The sequence below is a fragment of the Streptomyces sp. NPDC037271 genome, assembly GCF_055603605.1.
In genome coordinates, this window is record NZ_JBVJVN010000015.1 from 104,061 (window position 1) to 121,524 (window position 17,464).

The window sequence follows — 17,464 nt, forward strand, 5'->3', positions numbered from 1 at the left end:
TGGCAAGTGATAACCGTTTCCACCTGTAGATTCGGTCGCGTCCACGACGGGTGAGAGACGGAAGAGGTGGCGCGACCAGATGGGCATCAGCATGGCGGGGGCCAGGACGTGGGTGGAGCGCTGGGAGCGGCAGCAGCAGCGTTACGCCGTGGACCGCGAGGAGCGGTTCACGGTGATCACGGATGTCGTCGAGCACGTCACGGCCGGTCGTTCCCGGCCGCTCCTGCTCGACCTCGGCTGCGGACCGGGCTCCCTGGCCGCCAGGCTCGTCGACCGCCTGCCGGACGCGGAGATCGTCGCAGCCGACATGGATCCCCTGCTGCTGGAACTGGGACGGACCCATCACGCGGACGCCGCCCGCTACGTCGACACCGTGATCGGCGCCCACGGCTGGACCGACGACCTCGGACTCGAACGCCCCCTGGACGCAGCCGTCTCGACGACCGCACTGCACTATCTTCCCGAGCCGGTCCTGCTGGACACGTACCGGCGCCTCGCCGTGCTGCTGCGCCCCGGTGGCGTACTCGTCAACGGCGACCACTTCCCGCCCGACGAGGCGCCCTGTTCGGACATCACCGCGTACGTGGGCCGTCGTCGCGCCGAGCGGACGGGCGGTCACGCCCACGAGGACTGGCAGGAGTGGTGGACCGCGGCGGCCCGGGATCCCGAACTGGCCGACCTGTTCGCCGAGCGTGCCCAGCGCCGTGCGGCCCATGAGGGGATCGGGGGCGGCGAGGATCTCGCGGTGGACCGCCACGCGGAGTTGTTGCGCCGGGCCGGCTTCCGGCATGTCGCGCCGGTCTGGCAGTTCGGCGACAGCGCCGTGCTGGTGGCGGTCAAGGGCGACTGAACCCGAGCCGGTTCACAGGGCGAGACTCATCAGGATCTCGTCCCGGTCGTCGCCGGGCGCCACGCGCAGCGCGCCCGGCCATCGGCCGACCTCGGTCCAGCCGACTTTGCGGTAGAAGTCCTCAAGACCCAGACCGGCCCGCGCGGTGAGCCGTAGTCTCTCCACGCCCATCTCGTCCCGGGCGATCTCGGGGAGACGGCGCATCAGCGCGGAGCCGACACCGACGCCGCGGAACGGTACGTGAGTCTGAAGATGGTTCACCGTTGCGCAGTGCGCCACAAGCGGATGCGCCTCACGGCGCAGGAGTACCCAGCCCGCGAGCGCGCCGTCGACGGTGGCCAGGAGGATCCGGCTGCGTTGCGGAGCGAGCCCTTGGACGATCGCCTCCAGCGCCGGTTCGATCTCCGACGAGGGCACCGGAGGCAGCGGGCAGTCCATGGGGATGACCGCGCCTCCGGCATTGACGACCGCCGTCCAGCAGTCGGTGAGATCCCGCCGTACGGCCGGGGTGGCGTCCTGGGCCCGGACGATCTGCGTGAACGCGAGTGCGGGCACCCTCTTGTGAGCTGTCACGCCGTCAGTTTGCCAGGAACCGCCCCCCGTCGAAGACCCGATGATGCGCTGGTTCTTCCCCCGGCGACTCCTCGCACGAGGAGTCGCCGGGCCGGTCCGCCGGTGCTGTGGGCCGGTGTCAGGTGTGAGCACACGGTCGCGGTGGGCCGTGAGGTCGCACGAGGGGATCGCGTCCAGGGATCGCGTCCAGGGATGGCCGCGTCGCAGGCGGACATGGTTCACCAGGGAGTGCTCCATGACCTGGAGGTGGACGCGACGCACACCGAATCGATGGTCTGTGCCCGCACCATCGCCGCCCACGTCGGCTGATCGCCGGACCGGCCCCGGCTGCGGGTCCGCCTCAGGGATGAGGTACCGGCGGGGCGGATCACCCGAACTGCCCGGTGGCCTTTGCCCCTCTTCGATGACGTACTGGCCGGTTTCACGTGAAACGCTGGGTATACCCGCAGGTCGAAGACCTTCGAGACCCGGCCCGCTCACTGGAAACAGGGCGAGGAGTCACACGATCATGACCGCATTCCAACCGTTCGACCGCATCAACGTCACCCACGAGTGGGGAGTCCTCAAAGAGGTGGTGGTGGGTCGCGTCATCGACTTCCGTATCCCGGAAGGAGTCGCCGCGGGTCTGCCGGACTCCCTGCGATTCCTTCCTGGCCGGACCCGGCGGGAACTGCCGCGCTGGGCGGGAAGGCTCTGGTCCGACGCGGACCCCGAGGGATACGCGAGAAGCGTCGAGCAGATCGACGGACTGGACCGCTTCCTGGCCAGCCGCGGGGTCGTCGTGCACCGCCCGCGGGAGCTGACCGAACTCGAACTGGGCGTGTACGGGAGCGACAGGGACCGGTTCAGCATGCAGACGTTCGTCCGCGACCCGATGATCGTCGTCGGTGACCACGTCATCGAGGCCGCCCTGCGGCTGCCGGCCCGTTTCAAGGAGCGCTTCGGGCTGCGCCCCGTCTTCGCTGAGGCGGTGTCCCGCGGCGCCCGCTACGCGGTGATGCCGCCACCGTCACCAGTAGCGGTGCCCGACGTCGCAGCGGCGACCGGACCCTTCCTCGAGGGCGGCGACGTCATGGTCCTCGGCCGGGACGTTCTCGTCGGCCGAGGCCGGGGCGGAACGGCGTCCGACGCGGACGGCGCGCGGTGGCTGGCGCGCCTGCTCGGGGACGGCTACCGCGTCCACGAGGTGCCGATCAGCGACCAGGTGATCCATCTGGACGACGGCCTCACCGCCGTCCGTGAGGGGCTGGCGGTCGTCTGCCGTGAGCAGTTCGTCGACGGCGTGCCGGCGCCGGTCGCCGACTGGGACCTGATCGACGTCACCCTCCGGGCCGCCGTGGACCTCCTCGCGGGGAACAGCCTCGTCATGAGTCCCGGCGAGGTACTCGTCGACGAACGTCTGACCGGACTCGCCGAAGCACTGACCGAGCGGGACGTTACTGTTCACACGCTCCCCTTCGACGCGGTGACCGCGTTCGCCGGCGGCTTCCGCTGCGCGCACCATCCACTCGTCCGCGAGCTGGACACATGAGCGGTCGGCCGGGCCGTACGGGCCGTGCCGGAAGGCCCGCGCCCGTACGACCCGCCCGCGTGCTGCCGTTGCGCCCGTCCTGCGCCCTGTCACGCTCCCGTCCTTCGCCACACGCTCGCATCCATGGGGGACACACACGAACCGAGTCTCTTCCCGGTACCCGGCCCCGACAGCCACCGGCAGCCGCCCGCCGACGCCCCACGGCCATGGGAGAGCGTCGACCTGGGGCAGGCCGCCCACGACGGCGCCACCGGGCCCGAACCACCGGCCCGGCCGGTCTGTCCGAACTGCGGCCTGGCCGGCGAACGCCGTCTCACCTACACCGGTCAGCACGTCCTGCTCGAACCCCTCCTGACCATTCCCGCTCACCTCGTCCCGGGCGGGCACCGATGGCACATCGACCCCGGTGGGCAGGCCTGGAACGGCGGTCTGAGCGAACCGCCACCCGGCACCACGTGCCGCATCCCGCACCAACTCGCCTGTCCCGGCCTCACCCTGGACGAGACCCGACCGTGGCGGTGGCTGGACGCGGTGCGCGAGGAGAACGCGCGCCGGGCGCGGCGCCAGGCGGACGAGGACGGCTACCCGGGGGCGCTGCCCGACGCCGGCTGACCCGGACACGAGAGGCGGACGACGGTCTTCGCCTCCACGCCCGTCAGCGGACCCGAAGCCGCGTTCGGCCAGTGCGGCGGGCGGCATTCGCGCGGACATCGCGAGGCCGCCACTCGCCGCCGGACGGTCTCGTACGCAACGGCCGTGCATGAGCGGCGGGTCGAGCGGTACGCCCCGGCCGGTACGCCGCGTCCTGGTGACCAGCAGGGCTCCCACGCGAGCGTGAGCGGTACTGGCCCGCCGAGCAATCGTTCGCGTCGAGAACCTCCCTGCTCGCCCTTGCGCAGCGGCCGGCCCCTCGCCCACCGCCTGCCACGGCGACGACTCCACCACGGGTCCGAACGGCGCCACTCACGGCTCCGGGCCCCAGCACACCGGCGCCCGTGACGCGTCCGCCGCCCCGGACCCCGACGGCGAGGGCGCCGAGGCGAGCACCGGTGCCACCGTCGGCTCCGGCCCGAGCACCACCGGCCCTCGCACCCGCACGACCTCCCGGCTCGACTTGAGCAGTTCCTGGGGATGGCCGAGGGCGGCCTCATCGTCCACCTCGGGAACCTGCGAAGCCCCACCCCCGGCAGCGCCCGTGCGTCACGCCCCCCGCAGTGCCCGTGCGTCACGCACCAGCTAGCCCAACCAGGTCACATCCCCGCCCAACCCTCCCGCGGCCGGTGCGTCCGCATGACCGGTGCGGGCCCCTCGGACGATGTTGGTGCCAGGTGTGCCGTGCCGGTGAGCTACGTCGGCAGCGGCCGGGTACGAGCGAGGGAGCCTGCGATGCCGGAACTGTTCATCGACGGCGAGTGGACGGGCGCCGTGAACGGCGCGCGCCGGGACGTGATCAACCCGTTCGACGCGTCCGTCATCCAGCAGGTGGACGACGCCGACGAGGCCGACGTCGACCGGGCCGTACGAGCCGCTCGGCAGGCCTTCGACCGGGGTGACTGGCCGGCGGCACCCACCCGGGAGCGGGCCGACGTGCTGCTCAGGGTGTCGCGGTTCCTCCTGCGCGACCAGGAGGAGATCGCCCGCGTCGAAACCCTCGACACCGGCAAGACGCTCGCCGAGGCACGCATCGACATCGAGGACGTCTCGAACGCCTTCCGCTACTTCGCCGAGATCGCCGACAAGGACGGCGGCAGGGTCGTGGACGTCGGCCCCGACGTACTCAGCCGGGTCACCTACCACCCCATCGGCGTCTGCGCCCTCATCGCGCCGTGGAACTACCCGCTGCTGCAGGCCTCCTGGAAAGTCGCCCCCGCCCTGGCGGCGGGCAACACCTTCGTCCTCAAGCCCAGCGAGACGACACCGCTGTCCACGATCCACATGATCCGGCTGATCGCGGAAGCGGGAGCGCCGCCCGGCGTCGCGAACCTCGTACTCGGTTCTGGGGGCACCGTGGGCGCGGCGATGTCCGCCCACCCCGAGGTGGACCTGGTCTCCTTCACCGGCGGCCTGGCCACCGGGCGCCGGATCATGGAGGCGTGCGCGCCGGGCGTGAAGAACCTCGCCCTGGAGCTCGGCGGCAAGAACCCCAACGTGGTCTTCGCCGACTGCGACTTCGACGCCGCCGTCGACCACGCGCTGGAAGCCTCGTTCCTGCACTCGGGGCAGGTCTGCTCGGCCGGCTCGCGGCTGCTCGTGGAGGACAGCCTGCACGACCGGTTCGTGGAGCGGCTGGCCACCCGCGCGCGGGCCATCCGTCTCGGCAGCGGCCTCGAACCGTCGACCGAGAGCGGACCGCTCAGCTCGGCACAGCACCGGGAGAAGGTCGAAGGCTATCTGGAGGTCGCCCGTGAAGAGGGCGCCCGGCTCGTCTGCGGCGGCCGCCGCCCGGACGACCCCGAGCTGTCCCGCGGCTTCTTCCTGCTGCCCACCGTCTACGCCGACTGCGACCGCTCCATGCGCATCGTGCAGGAGGAGGTCTTCGGCCCGGTCGTCACGGTGGAACGCTTCCGGACCGAGGACGAGGCCGTGGAACTGGCCAACGACACCCGGTACGGCCTGGCCGGCGGCGTCTGGACGAACGACGCGAGCCGCGCCCAGCGGGTCGCCGGCCGACTGCGGCACGGCACGGTCTGGATCAACGACTTCCACCCCTACGTACCCCAGGCCGAGTGGGGCGGCTTCGGCCGGTCCGGCTTCGGCCGGGAACTGGGACCCACCGGTCTGCGCGAGTACCAGGAGGCCAAGCACATCTACCAGAACCTGCGGCCGGCCCCCTCCGGCTGGTTCAAGGGCTGAGCGGGCAGGGCGAGAGAGAAGGCGACGCCATGGACGACGAGACGACGACCTACGACTACCTGATCATCGGCGGAGGCACCGCCGGCTGCGTACTGGCCGCACGGCTGAGCGAGGATCCCGCCTGCCGTGTCTGCGTGGTGGAGGGCGGCCCCAGCGATGTCGGCGACGAACGCATCCTGCGGCTCCGCAACTGGATCAACCTGCTCGGCTCCGAGTTCGACTACGGCTACACCACCGAGGAACAGCCGCGCGGCAACTCGCACATCCTGCACTCCCGGGCCCGCGTGCTCGGCGGCTGCTCCTCGCACAACACGCTGATCAGCTTCCTGCCGTTCCCGCAGGACCTCGACGAGTGGGTGGAGCGCGGCTGCGCCGGCTGGGGCCCGGAAACGATCCTGCCGTACCGCACACGGCTGCAGAACACGATCGTGCCCGTCGGTGCCGCCGACCGCAACGCGATCGCCGAGGACTTCGTCACGGCCGCCACCACCCGGCTCGGCGTCCAGCGCGTCGAGGACTTCAACGCCCGCCCCTTCACCGACGGCGCCGGCTTCTTCTCCCTCGCCTACGACCCGGCGACCAACACCCGCTCCTCCGCCTCCGTCGCCTACCTGCACCCCGTACTGGACCGACCGAACCTGACGCTGCGCCTGGAGACCTGGGCGTACCGGCTGCTGCCCGACAGCGAGGGCCGTTTCACCCGCGTCCAGGTGCGCAACCCCGACGGCTCCCTCGCGACGCTGGAGGCGGACGCCGAGGTGCTGCTGTGCGCCGGAGCGATCGACACGCCCCGGCTGCTCATGCTCTCCGGCATCGGCCCGGCCGACCACCTGCGCGACCTGGGCATCGAGGTCCGCGCGGACCTGCCCGGGGTGGGCGAGAACCTGCTGGACCACCCCGAGTCGGTGATGGTGTGGGAGACCCGTGAACCGCTGCCGCCCAACTCGGCCATGGATTCCGACGCCGGCCTCTTCCTGCGCCGCGACCCGGCGGGCGGCCCGCGCCCGGACCTGATGTTCCACTTCTACCAGGTGCCGTTCACCACGAACACCGAACGGCTGGGCTACCCCGTCCCCGAGCACGGCGTCTGCATGACCCCCAACGTGCCGCGCGCCCGTTCCGTCGGCCGCATGTGGCTGCGCAGCGCGGACCCGGACGTCAAACCCGCCCTCGACTTCCGCTACTTCACCGACCCGGACGGGCACGACGAGCGCACGATCGTCGACGGCCTGCGGATCGCCCGCGACGTGGCGTCCGCCGCGCCGCTCAACGACTGGCTGCTGCGGGAGGTGGCGCCGGGCCCGGACGTACGCTCGGACGCCGACCTCTCCGAGTACGGGCGCCGCGCCGCCCACACCGTCTACCACCCGGCCGGGACCTGTCGGATGGGCGCCGAGGACGATCCGCTGGCGGTGCTCGACCCACAGCTGCGGCTGCGCGGACACGACGGGTTGCGGATCGTGGACGCGTCCGTCTTCCCCACCATGCCGACCGTCAACCCGATGGTCACCGTGCTGCTCGCCGCCGAACGCGCCGCGGACCTCATCACCGCCCGCCCGGCCCCGCGGCCGCCGGCCACGGAAGGGTAGCCCCGATGACCGTTCCCGGAACGCCCGGCGGCCCCGCCGCCGCGGGCCACGGGCAGCAGGACTCGGAGTTCCGCAAGGAGATGGGCCCGTGGGCGAACTTCGCCCTCGGCTTCACCTACCTCTCCCCGGTGGTGAGTACCTACACCCTCTTCGGCACGGCACTCGCCGACGGCGGACCCCCGATGATCTGGGCGTTCGTCATGGCGGGGTGCGGGCAGTTCCTCGTCGCACTGGTCTTCGGCGAGGTCGTCGCGCAGTATCCGATCGCGGGCGGGGTCTATCCGTGGGCGCGACGGCTGTGGGGCAGGCGCTGGGCCTGGATGACCGGGTGGGTCTACATGTGGGCGCTGCTCGTGACGATCACCAGCGTCGCCTACGGGGCCGGGCCCTACATCGCCATCCTGCTCGGTTTCCGCGTCACCGTGCACACCACCGTGCTGTGTACGATCGCGCTGATCGTCGTCGCCGTGCTCATCAACTACGCCGGCACGAAAGCCCTCTCCTGGGCGGCGCTGATCGGCTTCAGCGCGGAACTGATCGGCGCCCTGGTCGTCGGCGTCATCCTGCTGACCACGCACCGCTTCCACGGCCTGGGCGTCCTCTTCGACGACTTCGGCGCCGCGGGCGACGGTTCCTACCTGCCCGTCTTCCTCGGGGCGGCCATCATCGGCTTCTACCAGTACTACGGTTTCGAGGCCTGCGGGGACGTCGCCGAGGAGGTGCCCCACCCCGGCAGAGTGATTCCCAAGGCGATGCGCCGCACCATCTACGTCGGTGGCGCGGCGGCGACCTTCACCTGTCTGACGCTGCTCCTGGCCGTCGTCGACTACCGCGCGGTGATCTCCGGCGGGGACACCGACCCGGTCGTCCGGGTCCTCTTCGACGCGCTCGGCGAGGCCGGCGCACGGGTGGTGATGGCCGTCGTCCTCATCTCCTTCCTCTCCTGCACGATCAGTCTGCAGGCCGCTGCCGGCCGCCTCATCTACTCCTACGCCCGCGACGAGATGATCATCGGTCACCGGTTGCTGCGGAAGTTCTCACCGACCCGCGCGGTGCCCGAGTACGCGCTGCTGGTCGCCGCGGTCATCCCGGCGCTGATCGCCTTCGGCTCGCTGATCTCGACGGACGCCCTCACCAAGATCGTGTCCTTCGCGATCCTGGGCATCTACGCCGCGTTCCAGATGGTCGTCCTGGCCGCTCTTCGAGCCCGGCTCAAGGGCTGGAAGCCGAGCGGCGAGTACCGGCTGGGCCGGTGGGGTCTGCCGGTGAACGCCGGGGCGCTCGCCTACGGGATCTTCGCCATCGTCAACATCTCCTGGCCCCGGACCCCCGACGCCCCCTGGTACGACAACTGGATCGTACTGCTCGGTGGGGGAGTCGTGGTGTCCGTGGGCCTCCTCTACATGTTCACCACGCACCACTACGGACGCAGCGACGCCCCTTCGGGCAACGCGATCCCCGACCAGGTGCACTGACCCGTGAGGTCGGGGACGCGGCCGGCGATGCTGCGGGACCCAAAAACCTTCGCGCCTGCTCGCCTCGGCCGGTACGGTCTCGAGCGTCCCCTGCCGGGAGCCCGGGCTCCGCGCGGCCCCCCCCGGCAAGTCCCCACGCTGAGAGTAGGTTTCGTCCATGGCATGTCGTATCAGTGAGCTCGTGCTCGGCTGCCGCGACCCCGAGGTACTGGCACGGTTCTGGTGCGAGGTCCTGGACTTCGTGGTGCTCGATCGTGAAGAGGACGGCACCCTCGAGATCGGGCCGCGCGAAGGGTTCGGCGGCCCGCAGCCCACGATCATCCTCAGCCGCAGGGACGAGCCGGAGCAGGGGAAGCCCCGGCTGCACATCGACGTCAACGCCACCGACCGCGACCAGGACGCCGAGCTCGAACGCCTCCTGAAACTCGGGGCGCGCCCGGCCGACATCGGCCAGACCGGCGAGGAGCAGTGGCATGTTCTCGCCGATCCTGAGGGCAATGAGTTCTGCCTGCTCAAGGCCCGCCTCAATCCGCTCTGACGGTTCCGCGCCGGCGCTGCGGCACCCTTCGGACGCATCCCAAGGCTCCCACCTTGAACTCAGTTTCATGACCGGCGCTTGACTGCACCAACGCAACGGCGTCCTCGACGAACCGCTTGCGGGCTGGAAGTACCGGTACTCCACCAACCATCATTCGTCATCGACGCCGACACGCGTCTCGTCGTCGCCGTCGGCCGGCCAGTCGCGGGCAACCGCAACGACTGCAAGGCGTGGGAGATCTCCGGCGCGAAGGATTTCTGCTGTTCGGGCTCGTCGCCGCGGCTCGACGGGCGACAACGCGTCAGAGGTGCGGGCCGGTCGCTCGTGCCCGTGCCTCGGCGGCTTCGGCGAAGCAGGGCGACCCGTGCGCTTCGAGGCCCTGCTCCGCTGACAGGTCTGCGAGGACGGGCGCAGCGGCCAGCTTTCTCCGACGCCCCCGCCGGCCCCGCGGTGATCGCGTGTCAGGACGACTCGCGCACCACCAGCTCCGTCGGCAGCGTCATCTGCTGCCGGGGCGCGCCGTGCTGTGTGATGTCGGTGAGGATCCGGGCCATGGTCCGGCCCAGTTCCTCCACCGGCTGACGCACGGTCGTCAGGGGAGGGTCGGTGTGGCGGGCGAGGACCGAATCCTCGAATCCGACGACGGCGACGTCTGTGGGCACGCGCCGTTTCCGCCGGCGCAGTTCGGCGAGCGCGCCCACCGCCATGAGGTCGGAGGCGGCGAAGACGGCGTCCAGATCCGGGGCGCGTTCAAGAAGCAAACGCATGGCGTGACGGCCGCCCTCCTCGGTGAAGTCACCCGCCTCGACCAGGAGTTCCCTCGCGGCCGTTCCGGCCTCCTCGTGCGCGGCGCGCCAGCCGGCGAGCCGGCTGCGGCCCACGTCCATGTCCAGTGGGCCGGTGATCGTGGCGATCCTTCTCCTGCCGCTGTCCAGCAGATGCCGTACCGCCGCGGTCGCCCCGCCCGCGTTGTCGGAGTTGACGTAGCTCAGCCGCTCGCCCGCGTCGCGACGGCCGGCCAGCACGGTGGGCAGGCCCATCTCCTCCAGCATGCCCGGGAGCCGGTCCTCGGCGTGCACGGAGACCAGCAGGACGCCGTCCACCCGGCGGGTCGCCACCGACTCGGTCAGCTGGTCCCGCTCGGCCTGGTCGCGGACGAGCATCAGCTGCAGCTGGGTCCGGCTCTCGGCGAGTGCGCTGCTGACGCCGCGGATCAGTGCGGCGAAGAACGGCTCCGAACCGAGCCGGCTCTCCGATTCCGGGATCACCAGGGCCACGGCGTTGGTGCGGTTGGTCACCAGACCGCGGGCGACGGAGTTGGGAACGTAGTTGAGTTCCTTGATCGCCGCAAGGACCCGGGCACGTGCGTCGGCGCTGACCAACTCCGAGCCGTTGACGACACGGGAGACCGTGGTGCGGCCGACGCCGGCGCGGGCGGCGACCGTTTTGATCGTGGGACGGCGGTTGCCGGTCATGCACTCCCCCCTCGGCAGCCGCGGCGGGGGTGCCTACCGCGGAGGTGACCTGCGGCAATTCTTGCAGACCCCGCCGCCGGCGGAGCAACCCCCGGGGTCCGGGAAGCGAACGCCGGGCCTCGGGCCCGGCGACAAGTCGCGTTCAAGTTATTGACAGATGGGCCCGCTCCCGAGGAGTCTTCGATGCGCCGGTGGGCACGTGCCCACCAAAGTTGGGTACGTGCCCACCTTGTTCAGAGCCGTTGTAGTCATCGCTGTAGTCATCGCAGAACTCGTCACTCCGATGTGTCAGCGCCGTCGCTAGGAGGAGATCCATGGGCACTCTCGGTTCGTTGCGCAGGAAGGCGGTGGCGACGGCCGCGGCCGTCGGCGCGCTGGCACTCGTCGTCGGCTGCAGCAGCAGCGACGACTCGGCCACCGGCGGTGGCAAGAAGGACGGCAAGACCACCATCACCATGGGCCTGTACGGCGTGATGGGCATCAAGGAGACGGGCCTTCTCGAGCAGTACGAGAAGGAGAACCCCGATGTCGACATCAAGGCCGAGATCGCCGGTGACGAGCAGACGTACTACACCGCGCTGCAGACCAGGCTCGCCGGGGGCAAGGGCCTGAAGGACATCCAGGGCATCGAGATCGGCCGGGCCAAGGAGATCACCGAGACCCAGGCGGACAAGTTCGCCGACTTCTCCAAGATATCGGGCACCGACCACTTCCTGCCGTGGAAGGAGTCCCAGATCAGCACCGAGGACGGCAAGGTGCTGGGTCTGGGTACCGACATCGGCCCGATGGCCGTCTGTTACCGCAAGGACTACTTCGAGAAGGCCGGCCTGCCCACCGACCGCGAGGAGGTCGCCAAGCTCTGGGCGGGCGACTGGAAGAAGTACGTCGAGGTGGGCCGCACCTTCAAGAAGGGCTTCAAGGGTGACGACGTCGCCTACATGGACGCGGCCAGCGGCCTGTTCAACGCCATGGTCTACGGCTACCCCGAGCAGTACTACAACGCCAAGGGCGAGCTGATCCACGACAAGAACCCGGCCGTCAAGGAGGCGTGGAACCTCGCCGCCGACGCCGCGGAGGACGAGTTGACGGCTGAGCTCCGCCAGTTCCAGCCGGGTTGGGACCCGGGCCTGGCCAACGGCACGTTCGCCACCGCCGTGTGCCCGGCGTGGATGCTCAGCCACATCAGCGAGAAGGCCGGCGAGGCGAACAAGGGCAAGTGGGACGTCGCCAAGGCCCCCAAGGGCGCCAACTGGGGCGGCTCCTTCCTCGGTGTGATCGAGCAGAGCCCGGTGAAGGAAGAGGCCCAGAAGCTCGTGGCCTGGCTGACCGCGCCGGAGCAGCAGGCCCACATCTTCAAGGAGATCGGCAACATCCCGTCCTCGCTCCAGGCGCTGGACAACCCCGACGTGAAGAACGCCAAGTCGGAGTACTTCAGCGACGCGCCGATCGGCCAGATCTTCGGTGCCGCCGCCCAGGAGATCCCGGACAAGCAGATCCTCGGCCGCAAGGACGGCGCGATCAAGGACCTCTTCTCCCAGGGCCTGACTCTGATCGAGCAGCAGGACACCGCGCGTGACGAGGCGTGGGAGACCACCGCGGAGCGCATCGAGAAGGCGGTCGGCTGACCCACCGCCCCTGCGGCCGACGGGCCCGCCGGCGTTCTGCCGGCGGGCCCGGGGCCCGGCTCACACATCCGCTTTCAGGAAGGAAGTCCGGTGGCCACCTCCACCACCAAGGCCCTGGCCGGGGGCGAGCCTCCCGGTCCGTCCCCCAGGACGGGCGGCGAGGGCACCGCCCGGCGGCGCGGCGCACTGCTGCACCGACTGGACATCAAGGGCGCCCCGTACGCGTTCGTCGCGCCGTTCTTCATCGTCTTCGCCGCGTTCAGCTTCTACCCCCTCGTCTACACCTCGTGGATCTCCCTGCACGACGTGGAACTGGCCACCCTCGACGTCATGGAGTGGGTGGCTTTCGACAACTACGTCGAGCTCTGGGGCGACTCCCGGTTCTGGAACGCGCTGCAGAACACGATCACCATCGGCGTCATCTCCACGGTGCCGCAGCTGATGATGGCGCTCGGCATGGCGCACCTGCTCAACTACCGGATGCGCGCCTCGCTGTTCTTCCGCGTCGCCTCGCTGGTCCCCTACGCCACCTCGGTCGCCGCCGCCGCGCTCGTGTTCACCATGATCTTCGAACGCGACTTCGGCATGATCAACTGGGCGCTCGGCTCGGTCGGCATCGACCCGGTGAACTGGGAGGCCGACAAGTGGCCCGCCCAGGTCGCCATCTCCACCATCGTCATCTGGCGCTGGACCGGCTACAACGCGCTGCTCTACCTGGCCGCGATGCAGGCCATCCCCGCCGACCGGTACGAGGCCGCCTCCCTCGACGGCGCCTCCCGGTGGCAGCAGTTCATCCACGTCACCATCCCCGGCATCCGCTCCACCATCGTCTTCACCATCGTGCTCTCCACGATCGGCGCGACCCAGCTGTTCGGCGAGCCACTGATCTTCGGCCAGGGACCCAACGGCATCACGGGCGGCGCGGACAACCAGTACCAGACGCTGGGGCTCCTGCTGTACGAGGAGGGCTGGAAGAACTACCAGATGGGACGCTCGGCGACCGTCGCCTGGGTGATGTTCATGGTCCTCGTCCTCGCCTTCGCCGTGCAGCGGCTGATCAAGCGCCTGCGTTCCCGTTCGTCCTGACCTGGAGTCGCCATGACCACTCAAAGCCTCCCGGCCCGGACGGACGCTCCGGCCCGGACCTCCGCCGAGAAGCCGGCCGGCCGCGGCGGTCGCCGGCTGCTGCGCCAGCGCGCCGGCCGCCAGCACCACGCGGGCCCGCTCGCCTACGTCCTGCTCGCCATCATGGCGCTGCTGTCGATCTTCCCGTTGTACTGGACGATGGTGGCCGCCTCCACCGACAACACCCGGGTCAGCCAGACGCCGCCACCTTTCCTGCCCGGCCCGAACCTGTTCAGCAACCTCGCCCGGGCCTGGGACGAGGCGGCGATGGGCAAGGCCATGATGAACAGCCTCATCGTGGCCGGGGTGATCGCCCTGTCCACGGTGATGTTCGCGACCCTGGCCGGGTTCGCCTTCGCCAAGCTGCGGTTCAAGGGGCGCAACGTCCTGCTCATGCTGGTGATCGGCACCATGATGGTGCCGCCGCAGCTCGCCGTCGTACCGCTGTTCATGATGATGTCCGAGCTGGGCTGGTCGCAGCAGCTGCCCGCCGTCATCTTCCCCACGCTGGTGAGCGCGGTGGGCGTCTTCTTCATGCGGCAGTACCTGACGGAGGCTCTGCCTGACGAGCTCGTCGAGGCGGGACGCGTGGACGGGGCGCACTCGTTGCGCATCTTCTGGAGCATCGTGCTGCCTATAGCACGGCCCGCGATGGCCGTGCTGTTCATGATCACCTTCGTGCACGCGTGGAACGACTTCTTCTGGCCCTTCGTGGTGCTCGACATGACCAACCCGACGGTCCCCGTCGCGCTCACCCAGCTCAGCGCGGGCTATGTCCGCGACCAGTCGCTGATCATGGCGGGCGCGCTGCTCGGCACGCTGCCGCTGCTGGCGATGTTCATCATCTTCGGCCGCCAGATCGTCAGCGGCATCATGGCGGGCGCCGTCAAGGGCTGACCCGCCGGCGTGCCGGCCCGGGCCCCCGCCGACGGGCCGTACCCCACCCCACCCCGCAGGCATGCGTGCGCTTGCGAACACGCCCACCTAGAAAGGACTTACGTGGTCACCGCAGCACAGCAGACCGCGTCCGCCCCGGACGCCGCCCGTACCTTCCCCAAGGGCTTCCTCTGGGGTTCCGCGACCGCCTCGTACCAGATCGAGGGGGCCGCCGCCGAGGACGGCCGCACGCCGTCCATCTGGGACACCTACGCCCGCACCCCCGGCCGGGTCCGCAACGGCGACACCGGCGACATCGCCACCGACCACTACCACCGTTGGCGCGAGGACGTCGCACTCATGGCCGAACTCGGCCTGGGCGCCTACCGCTTCTCCCTCGCCTGGACCCGCGTCCAGCCCACCGGCCGAGGTCCCGCCGTGCAGAAGGGCCTGGACTTCTACCGTCGCCTCGTCGACGACCTGCTGGAGAAGGGCATCCAGCCCGTCGCCACCCTCTACCACTGGGACCTGCCGCAGGAACTGGAGGACGCGGGGGGCTGGCCGGAGCGTGCCACGGCGGAGAGGTTCGCCGAGTACGCCGCCCTCGCCGCGGACGCCCTCGGCGACCGGGTGAAGACCTGGACCACCCTGAACGAGCCCTGGTGCAGCGCCTTCCTCGGCTACGGATCCGGCGTGCACGCCCCTGGACGCACCGACCCGGTCGCCGCCCTGCGCGCCGCCCACCATCTCAACCTGGCGCACGGCCTGGCCGTCCAGGCGCTGCGCGACCGCCTCCGCGCCGACGCCCAGTGCTCGGTCACCCTCAACGTCCACCACGTCCGTCCGCTCACCGACAGCGACGCCGACGCCGACGCGGTCCGCCGGATCGACGCGCTCGCCAACCGGGTCTTCACCGGCCCGATGCTGCAGGGCGCCTACCCGGAGGACCTGCTCAAGGACACCGCGGCCCTGACCGACTGGTCCTTCGTGCAGGACGGCGACCTGCGGCAGATCCACCAGCCGCTGGACTTCCTCGGCGTCAACTACTACACACCCACCGTCGTCTCCGAGGCCGACGGCAGCGGCACCCACACCTCCGACGGACACGGCAGGAGTGCCCACACCCCCTGGCCGGGGGCCGACCGGGTCGCCTTCCACCAGCCGCCCGGCGAGACCACGGCCATGGGCTGGGCCGTCGACCCCACCGGCCTGTACGACCTGCTGCGCAGGCTGGCGTCCGACTTCCCGAAGCTGCCGCTGGTCATCACCGAGAACGGTGCGGCCTTCGACGACTACGCCGATCCGGCCGGCCAGGTCAACGACCCCGCGCGCATCGCCTACGTGCGCGGCCACCTGGCCGCCGTCCACCGGGCCATCCTGGACGGCGCGGACGTGCGCGGCTACTTCCTGTGGTCGCTGCTGGACAACTTCGAGTGGGCACACGGCTACGGCAAGCGCTTCGGTGCCGTCTACGTGGACTACCCGACCGGCACGCGCATCCCCAAGGCCAGTGCCCGCTGGTACTCCGAGGTCGCCCGCACCGGAGTCCTGCCCGGCGCCTGACCCGGCCCGACGCGGCGACCGCGCGGACGCCCCGCGCGGTGCCCCGGCACTGGCCCGCCCCCGGCCCCCGCTGATGCGGGAAGCCGGGGGCGGCCTGCTGCAGCCGGTACCGGATCAGTCGAGCGGATCGAGTGTCAGCCGCGCCTGGACCGGGTTGCCGTCGTGCACCAGCGACTCGTGGTGGCCGACGTCGTCGAAGGCGAAGGCGTACGCCTTGCCGTCGGCCATCCGGTCGTGGATGATCCGGGCGTAGTGGTTGGTCAGGGGCTCCTTGTAGAAGTCCGCCGCCGAGGGGTCGGGCTGGTGGGGGTTGCTCAGCAGCGTCGAGCGGTTGAAGCCGGCGCACAGCGTGCGCGAGATCGGTCCGCGCACCTGGTCGTTGGGGGCGTCCAGGAGCCGGTGGCAACCGAAGACGCTGGAGGCGTCGGGCTTCTGGAAACTCGTGACGACCGTCCCGGCGCCGTTGGTGAAGTGCATGACGCCGCCCGAGACGCGCCCGGAGTACCTGGTGCCCGGCCGGTCCGCGAACGGGGTGACGGTGAGTGTGGACGTCGTGTACTTCTGCCAGACGCGGTTGATGTAGTCGTCCATGACGGAGGCGGGCAGTGCCCCGGTCTCCAGCCCGTACAGCGGCGACAGCGCCCGCAGGACGGTGCCGTCGGACCGGGTCTGGATCAGCCCGCCCCAGCCGGGCTGCGCCCGCAGCGCGCCGAACACGGCGTTGTAGCCGCCCGCCTCGAGCCGTCCGGCGCTTCTCACGCCGCCGTCGGTCCCCTGCACACCGACCGTGTAGGGCGCGGAGAACATGTCCACCTGTGTGCTGTTCAGCCACAGTCCGGAGTCGTTGAGCGTGTACTCGGACCAGTTGAACAGGATGTCGCGGTTGGGGTCGCTCGGGTTCTGCACGGCCGGCTGCACCAGGCCGCCCGTGGTCAGCCGGAAGTCGAGCTTCTGGCCGTACGAGAAGTAGATGCGTCCCGACAGCTTGGGGATCCGGATCGTCTTGGTCTGTCCTGCGGCCGGACCGGGGATGGAGGCGTCCGGCGCGGGGGTGGGGGGATTGCCGCCGGCGGGCCAGGCGTGGAAGGTGCCGTTCGCGTCGGCCCAGCCCTGCCGACCCGTCGTCAGGGAAGTGCCGAGGTTGTAGATGTGCACCGGCTCGCCGCGGCTGGAGTTGTTGGTGATCTCCAGGGGGACGGTGGCGGGTACCGCGGCGTCCGCGGGTGGTGAGGCACCGAACGTGAGCAGGGCGCCGGCCAGGCCCGCGGCCGTCGCCGCGGCGAGCAGACGGTGTTTGAGGCTTGAGAGCACTCTCCACCTCCGTGCGGGTGTGGGGGGATTGGTCCGTACCGATTCCGAGAGCGCTCTCAGCGTTGCGTCAGGACGCGTCC

15 protein-coding genes and 2 pseudogenes are annotated in these 17,464 nt (G+C 70.6%); 13 read left to right on the plus strand and 4 right to left on the minus strand.

The features are described 5' to 3' along the window. The first annotated feature begins 79 nt into the window (after window positions 1-79). Window positions 80-850 carry a class I SAM-dependent methyltransferase gene (locus ACZ7G3_RS24260; RefSeq protein ID WP_470928215.1) on the plus strand — a complete coding sequence of 257 codons (771 nt, stop codon included), beginning with the start codon at window positions 80-82 and terminating at the stop codon, window positions 848-850. A 12-nt stretch (window positions 851-862) separates the two neighbouring features. Here the strand turns inward: ACZ7G3_RS24260 and ACZ7G3_RS24265 are convergent, their stop codons facing one another. Further along, entirely contained in the window at window positions 863-1,423 is a 561-nt protein-coding gene (locus tag ACZ7G3_RS24265) for a GNAT family N-acetyltransferase (protein ID WP_470928216.1), read from the minus strand. A 93-nt stretch (window positions 1,424-1,516) separates the two neighbouring features. Here ACZ7G3_RS24265 and ACZ7G3_RS24270 point away from each other — a divergent pair. From ACZ7G3_RS24270 to ACZ7G3_RS24280, 3 genes and pseudogenes are all read left to right on the plus strand, one after another. Continuing rightward, window positions 1,517-1,732 (plus strand): annotated as a pseudogene (locus ACZ7G3_RS24270) (phosphotransferase-like protein); the annotation flags it as partial. A gap of 199 nt (window positions 1,733-1,931) precedes the next feature. Beyond that, complete coding sequence (locus ACZ7G3_RS24275; protein WP_470928217.1) at window positions 1,932-2,954, plus strand: amidinotransferase; 1,023 nt, start codon at window positions 1,932-1,934, stop codon at window positions 2,952-2,954. Window positions 2,955-3,077: 123 nt separating this feature from the next. Further along, entirely contained in the window at window positions 3,078-3,566 is a 489-nt protein-coding gene (locus ACZ7G3_RS24280) for a DUF6083 domain-containing protein (protein WP_426599076.1), read from the plus strand. A gap of 351 nt (window positions 3,567-3,917) precedes the next feature. Here ACZ7G3_RS24280 and ACZ7G3_RS24285 read toward each other — a convergent pair whose 3' ends face one another. Further along, a complete protein-coding gene (locus ACZ7G3_RS24285; RefSeq protein ID WP_470928218.1) occupies window positions 3,918-4,112 on the minus strand; it encodes a hypothetical protein in 195 nt (64 codons plus the stop codon). 228 nt (window positions 4,113-4,340) lie between these two features. Between ACZ7G3_RS24285 and ACZ7G3_RS24290 the strand changes: the two genes are divergently transcribed. The 5 genes and pseudogenes from ACZ7G3_RS24290 to ACZ7G3_RS24310 all read left to right on the plus strand — a co-directional run. Next, the gene (locus tag ACZ7G3_RS24290; RefSeq protein ID WP_470928219.1) at window positions 4,341-5,807 is read left to right on the plus strand and encodes an aldehyde dehydrogenase family protein; all 1,467 of its coding nucleotides are present in this window, start codon (window positions 4,341-4,343) and stop codon (window positions 5,805-5,807) included. A 29-nt stretch (window positions 5,808-5,836) separates the two neighbouring features. Beyond that, window positions 5,837-7,396 carry a GMC family oxidoreductase gene (locus ACZ7G3_RS24295; RefSeq protein ID WP_470928220.1) on the plus strand — a complete coding sequence of 520 codons (1,560 nt, stop codon included), beginning with the start codon at window positions 5,837-5,839 and terminating at the stop codon, window positions 7,394-7,396. A 5-nt stretch (window positions 7,397-7,401) separates the two neighbouring features. Next, window positions 7,402-8,871, plus strand: a complete 1,470-nt coding sequence (locus ACZ7G3_RS24300; protein WP_470928221.1) for an APC family permease — start codon at window positions 7,402-7,404, stop codon at window positions 8,869-8,871. Window positions 8,872-9,028: 157 nt separating this feature from the next. After that, window positions 9,029-9,409 carry a VOC family protein gene (locus ACZ7G3_RS24305; protein WP_426599081.1) on the plus strand — a complete coding sequence of 127 codons (381 nt, stop codon included), beginning with the start codon at window positions 9,029-9,031 and terminating at the stop codon, window positions 9,407-9,409. 130 nt (window positions 9,410-9,539) lie between these two features. Continuing rightward, window positions 9,540-9,661, plus strand: a pseudogene (locus ACZ7G3_RS24310) (IS5/IS1182 family transposase); the annotation flags it as partial. A 209-nt stretch (window positions 9,662-9,870) separates the two neighbouring features. Here the strand turns inward: ACZ7G3_RS24310 and ACZ7G3_RS24315 are convergent. Beyond that, window positions 9,871-10,884 carry a LacI family DNA-binding transcriptional regulator gene (locus ACZ7G3_RS24315; RefSeq protein ID WP_426599082.1) on the minus strand — a complete coding sequence of 338 codons (1,014 nt, stop codon included), beginning with the start codon at window positions 10,882-10,884 and terminating at the stop codon, window positions 9,871-9,873. A 314-nt stretch (window positions 10,885-11,198) separates the two neighbouring features. Here ACZ7G3_RS24315 and ACZ7G3_RS24320 point away from each other — a divergent pair, with 314 nt between their 5' ends. From ACZ7G3_RS24320 to ACZ7G3_RS24335, 4 genes are all read left to right on the plus strand, one after another. Then, on the plus strand, window positions 11,199-12,509 hold the full coding sequence (locus tag ACZ7G3_RS24320) for an ABC transporter substrate-binding protein (protein ID WP_426599083.1): 1,311 nt from the start codon (window positions 11,199-11,201) through the stop codon (window positions 12,507-12,509). Window positions 12,510-12,599: 90 nt separating this feature from the next. Next, complete coding sequence (locus ACZ7G3_RS24325; RefSeq protein ID WP_470928222.1) at window positions 12,600-13,595, plus strand: carbohydrate ABC transporter permease; 996 nt, start codon at window positions 12,600-12,602, stop codon at window positions 13,593-13,595. A gap of 12 nt (window positions 13,596-13,607) precedes the next feature. Continuing rightward, window positions 13,608-14,531: a carbohydrate ABC transporter permease gene (locus ACZ7G3_RS24330; RefSeq protein WP_426520276.1), complete on the plus strand. Its 924-nt coding sequence runs from the start codon at window positions 13,608-13,610 to the stop codon at window positions 14,529-14,531. A gap of 102 nt (window positions 14,532-14,633) precedes the next feature. Then, complete coding sequence (locus ACZ7G3_RS24335; protein ID WP_470928223.1) at window positions 14,634-16,073, plus strand: GH1 family beta-glucosidase; 1,440 nt, start codon at window positions 14,634-14,636, stop codon at window positions 16,071-16,073. A 114-nt stretch (window positions 16,074-16,187) separates the two neighbouring features. Here ACZ7G3_RS24335 and ACZ7G3_RS24340 read toward each other — a convergent pair whose 3' ends face one another. After that, window positions 16,188-17,384, minus strand: a complete 1,197-nt coding sequence (locus tag ACZ7G3_RS24340) for a glycoside hydrolase family 64 protein (protein WP_470928224.1) — start codon at window positions 17,382-17,384, stop codon at window positions 16,188-16,190. Between the last annotated feature and the right edge of the window lie 80 nt (window positions 17,385-17,464).

Bases quoted from the DNA above. Each gene is read 5' to 3' on its own strand.
- ACZ7G3_RS24260 (WP_470928215.1), top strand. From the start codon at position 80: ATGGGCATCAGCATGGCGGGGGCCAGGACGTGGGTGGAGCGCTGGGAG.
- ACZ7G3_RS24275 (WP_470928217.1), top strand. From the start codon at position 1,932: ATGACCGCATTCCAACCGTTCGACCGCATCAACGTCACCCACGAGTGG.
- ACZ7G3_RS24280 (WP_426599076.1), top strand. From the start codon at position 3,078: ATGGGGGACACACACGAACCGAGTCTCTTCCCGGTACCCGGCCCCGAC.
- ACZ7G3_RS24290 (WP_470928219.1), top strand. From the start codon at position 4,341: ATGCCGGAACTGTTCATCGACGGCGAGTGGACGGGCGCCGTGAACGGC.
- ACZ7G3_RS24295 (WP_470928220.1), top strand. From the start codon at position 5,837: ATGGACGACGAGACGACGACCTACGACTACCTGATCATCGGCGGAGGC.
- ACZ7G3_RS24300 (WP_470928221.1), top strand. From the start codon at position 7,402: ATGACCGTTCCCGGAACGCCCGGCGGCCCCGCCGCCGCGGGCCACGGG.
- ACZ7G3_RS24305 (WP_426599081.1), top strand. From the start codon at position 9,029: ATGGCATGTCGTATCAGTGAGCTCGTGCTCGGCTGCCGCGACCCCGAG.
- ACZ7G3_RS24315 (WP_426599082.1), bottom strand. From the start codon at position 10,884: ATGACCGGCAACCGCCGTCCCACGATCAAAACGGTCGCCGCCCGCGCC.
- ACZ7G3_RS24320 (WP_426599083.1), top strand. From the start codon at position 11,199: ATGGGCACTCTCGGTTCGTTGCGCAGGAAGGCGGTGGCGACGGCCGCG.
- ACZ7G3_RS24330 (WP_426520276.1), top strand. From the start codon at position 13,608: ATGACCACTCAAAGCCTCCCGGCCCGGACGGACGCTCCGGCCCGGACC.